Source organism: Phenylobacterium sp. (genome assembly GCF_046590535.1).
Lineage (GTDB): Bacteria > Pseudomonadota > Alphaproteobacteria > Caulobacterales > Caulobacteraceae > Phenylobacterium.
The window spans coordinates 1-3969 of record NZ_JBKJTG010000252.1 but is presented as its reverse complement, the minus strand read 5'-3'; the positions used below and the strand labels follow the sequence as shown (position 1 = coordinate 3969).

The following is a 3969-nucleotide window of genomic DNA, read 5'->3' as shown; positions in this document are numbered from 1 at the left end:
TACGGCTTCAAGGGCCCGAACCACGCGGTGGTCACGGCCTGCGCCACCGGCGCCCACGCTATCGGCGACGCATGCCGGCTGATCAAGTACGGCGACGCCGACGTGATGGTCGCGGGCGGGGCCGAGGCCAGTGTGGTCCCGGTGGGCATCGCTGGCTTCATCGCTTGCCGCGCCATGTCGACCAACTTCAACGACACGCCGCAGAAGGCCAGCCGGCCCTACGACAAGGACCGCGACGGATTTGTCATGGGGGAGGGCGCCGGCATCGTGGTGGTCGAGGAACTGGAACATGCCCTGGCGCGCGGGGCCAAGATCTATGCCGAGGTGATCGGATATGGCATGGCCGGCGACGCCTATCACATCACTGCCCCGGCCGAGGACGGCGACGGCGGTTTCCGGGCCATGAAGGCGGCCATCAAGGACGCCGGGATCGATGCGGCCGACATCGACTACATCAACGCCCACGGCACCTCTACGCCGCTGGGCGACGAGATCGAGCTGAACGCCGTGCAGCGCCTGCTGGGCGACGCCGCCGCCAGGGCCACCATGAGCTCCACCAAGTCGGCCACCGGCCACCTGCTGGGCGCCGCAGGCGCCATCGAGGCGGCGTTCACCTGCCTGGCCATCCGCGACCAGATCGCGCCGCCGACCATCAACCTGGACAACCCCTCCGTCGAGACGCAGATCGACCTCGTGCCCCACGTGGCCAAACCCATGAAGATCGACCTGGCGCTGTCGAACAGCTTCGGCTTCGGCGGCACCAACGCGTCGGTGGTGTTCAAGAAGTTCGCGTGAGCCGCAAACCCCGCCCGCCGCGGCGTGCCGGGGCGCGCAGCCGCGCCAGGCAAAGCCTGGGATTGCTGGTCGTGGCGGCGCTGGCCGTGATCTCGCTCACCGCCGCCTGGGTGATCTGGAGCTACCGGGGCCCTGGCCCCGCGGCGCCTGAAGGCGCGGTCACCACGGTCATCCTGAAGCGCGGCTCGGGCGTCACCCAGATCGCCGGCGAACTGAAGGACGCCGGCGTGATCGCATCGTCCGCGGTGTTCCTGGCCACGGTGCGGTTCACCGGCGCCACCGGCGACCTGAAGGCCGGCGAATATGCGTTCAAGTCACGGACTTCCATGGCCCGGGTCCTGGCCGACATCCGCGACGGCAAGGTGGTGCGCCACTACGTGACAATCCCCGAGGGCTGGACCAGCGAGATGGCGGTGGAGGCTGTGTTGCGCTCACCGGTGCTGGCTGGCGACGTCACCGCCCCGCCGGAGGGCGCCATCCTGCCGGATACCTACCAGGTGCAGCGCGGCGACGACCGCGGCGTCGTGATCGCGCGCATGCGCAAGGCCCGCGACACGCTGCTGGTCGAGCTGTGGGCCAAGCGCCAGCCGGGCCTGCCGATCACCACCCCCGAGCAGGCGGTGACGCTCGCCTCCATCGTGGAGAAGGAGACGGCGCTGGGCGCCGAGCGCCCGCGGATCGCGGCGGTGTTCACCAACCGCCTGCGCGCCGGGATGCGCCTGGAGAGCGACCCCACGATCATCTATGGCGTCTCGAAGGGGCGCGCCCTGGGCCGGGGCATCCGCGCCTCGGAACTGGCGGGCCTGACGCCCTACAACACCTATCTGGTGGACGGCCTGCCACCGACGCCCATCGCCAATCCGGGGCGCGAGGCCCTGGCCGCGGTGATGAACCCGCCCGCCACCACGGACCTGTTCTTCGTCGCCGACGGCTCCGGCGGGCATGTGTTCGCCGCCGACTTCGCGCAGCATCAGCGAAACGTCGTTCGGTGGCGCCAGGTCGAGCGCCGGCAGGCGGCGGAGGGAGCCAAGCCATGAGCCTGTCGGGGATGACCGGGTTCGGCCGGGCGGAGGGGGCGCTGGGCGCCTGGTCGTGGGCGGTGGAGGCGCGCAGCGTCAACGGCCGCAACCTGGAGGTCCGCTTCCGGGGGCCGCCGGGTTTCGAGGGCCTGGAGCGGGCGGCCCGCGAGGGGGCGCAGGCGCGGTTCCAGCGCGGCCAGCTGAACATCAGCCTGCAGGCCAAGCGCGCGGAAGGCGCCGGCGCCGTGCGCCTGAACCTGGAGCAGCTGGACCGCTACCTGGCGGCTGGCGAGGCCTATGTGACGGCGGGCAAGGCCGCGCCGCCGACCCTGGACGGCCTGCTGAGCCTGCGCGGCGTGATCGAGGCCGACGCCGCCGCCGAGGGACCGGAGACCATGGCCGACCTGGAAGCCGTCATGGCGGTGGCCATTGCCCAGGCCCTGGACGGGCTGGCGCAGGCCCGCGCCCTGGAAGGCGCCCAGCTCGCCATTGTGCTGGCCGGCCAGGTGCACCGCATCGCCGAGCTCACCGACGCCGCCAAGGGGTATGGCGCCGAACAACCCGGCGCCATCAAGGCCCGGTTCGAAAAGCGCATGAAGGAACTGGCCGGCGACGCCGCTAGCGAGGACCGCATCGTCCAGGAAGCCGCCGCCATGGCGGTGAAGGCCGATGTGCGCGAGGAGCTCGACCGCCTGGCTGGTCATGTGGCGGCGGCTCGGGCGCTGCTCACCGCCGACGCCGCCGTGGGCCGCCGGCTGGACTTCCTCACCCAGGAGTTCATGCGTGAGGCCAACACCTTGTGCTCCAAGTCGGCGCTCAGCGCCTTGACCGCCGTGGGCCTGGACCTCAAAGCCGTGATCGAGCAGTTCCGCGAGCAGGTGCAGAATGTCGAGTGAGCTATCCAAACACCTGCAACAGCCCCGCAAGCGCCGCGGCTTCCTGCTGTTGATCTCCAGCCCGTCGGGGGCGGGCAAGACCTCGCTCTCGCGCCGGCTGGTGGCCGACCACGCGGACCTGGCGCTCTCCATCTCCGCCACCACCCGTCCGGCCCGGCCTGGCGAGGAGCATGAGCGGGAATACTACTTCGTCTCGTCCCAGGAATTCGACGAGATGGAAGGCCGCGGGGAGTTCCTGGAGTGGGCCAACGTTCACGAGCACCGCTATGGAACCCCCAAGACGCCCGTCATGGCGGCCCTGGATCTCGGCAAGGACGTGCTGTTCGACATCGACTGGCAAGGCGCCAAGCAGATCGCCGACAACGCGCGGGAAGACAGCGTGCGGGTGTTCATCCTGCCGCCGTCCATGGCGGAGCTGTCGCGCCGGCTCTATGCCCGGGCCCAGGACAGCGTGCCGGTGATCGAGGGCCGCCTGCGCCGGGCCTATGACGAGATCGCCCAGTGGGGCCTCTACGACTACGTCCTGGTCAACGAGGACTACGACCGCGCCTATGCCGACGTGGCCCACATCTACCACGCCGAACGCCTGCGCCGGGACCGCCAGGGGTGGGTGGCGCCCTTCGTCCAGGGGCTGATGGCGGAGAAGGTGGTTTAGGGCAGCGACTCGCCCCGGCTCGCCTGCATCGGCGTTGCGATAAAGGCCCCGCGGGGCGGTAGGTCCTAGCTGGACGGCCCGAAGCCCGCGCCTAAGGCTGCGCCGCGGCGAACTCCAGGGCCTGGAGGGTCATGGCCGGAGTTGGCGCGCGCTGGACGCGGCCGGTTACGCGGCCGTGTTCGCAGGTCCAGCTGAAGCGGCCTTCCATGGCGGACGTCGGCGCGATGGCCTCGGTCGCCGCGCAGGCGCCGACCTGGGCCTTCACCCCGTTCACCAGCGTCTGCCAGCTCGCGGCGTCACGGTCCGGCAGCACGTTGTTGGCCAGGGGCGCGTCGGTGATCTTGCCGGATCGCCAGACCGCGCGCGCCGCGTCGTAGGCCGCCGCAAGCCCGGGACTGACGGGCATCGGCGGCTGGGTCAGGGCGCCGGCCCTGTGCAGCGCCAGCAACCCGCGGGTGGCCGGCAGGGAGGGGCCGCCATAGGTGCGGCTCATCACCTGTTGGCGGTCGCCCCAGGGATTGTCCTCCACGAACCCGGCGGTGTGGGTGAGCAGGTTGCGCACGGTGATCCGTGGGCTGTCGGTGGTGGGGTAGCGCCAGGCCTT

The 3969-nt window shown here is 71.0% G+C and carries 5 protein-coding genes; 4 read left to right on the top strand and 1 reads right to left on the bottom strand.

What is annotated here, in order from left to right:
* From ACLL81_RS16085 to gmk, 4 genes are all read left to right on the top strand, one after another.
* A partial coding sequence (locus tag ACLL81_RS16085) for a beta-ketoacyl-ACP synthase II (protein WP_411289378.1) occupies positions 1 to 795 on the top strand: 795 nt, incomplete at its 5' end.
* Positions 792 to 1832, top strand: coding sequence for an endolytic transglycosylase MltG (gene mltG, locus ACLL81_RS16080; RefSeq protein WP_411289377.1), 1041 nt, complete (start codon positions 792 to 794; stop codon positions 1830 to 1832). The genes ACLL81_RS16085 and mltG, both read left to right, overlap by 4 nt.
* Positions 1829 to 2710: a YicC/YloC family endoribonuclease gene (locus ACLL81_RS16075; protein ID WP_411289376.1), complete on the top strand. Its 882-nt coding sequence runs from the start codon at positions 1829 to 1831 to the stop codon at positions 2708 to 2710. Before mltG ends, ACLL81_RS16075 begins: the two co-directional genes overlap by 4 nt.
* Positions 2700 to 3365, top strand: a complete 666-nt coding sequence (gene gmk / locus ACLL81_RS16070; RefSeq protein ID WP_411289375.1) for a guanylate kinase — start codon at positions 2700 to 2702, stop codon at positions 3363 to 3365. The genes ACLL81_RS16075 and gmk overlap by 11 nt, the downstream gene beginning before the upstream one ends.
* Before the next feature lie 91 nt (positions 3366 to 3456).
* On the opposite strand, the gene ACLL81_RS16065 is transcribed toward gmk, so the two are convergent.
* The coding region (locus ACLL81_RS16065) for a hypothetical protein (RefSeq protein WP_411289374.1) at positions 3457 to 3969 on the bottom strand (513 nt) is incomplete at its 5' end.

Coding starts and splice junctions, on each gene's coding strand:
- ACLL81_RS16075 (WP_411289376.1), top strand. CDS start 1,829: ATGAGCCTGTCGGGGATGACCGGGTTCGGCCGGGCGGAGGGGGCGCTG.
- gmk (WP_411289375.1), top strand. CDS start 2,700: ATGTCGAGTGAGCTATCCAAACACCTGCAACAGCCCCGCAAGCGCCGC.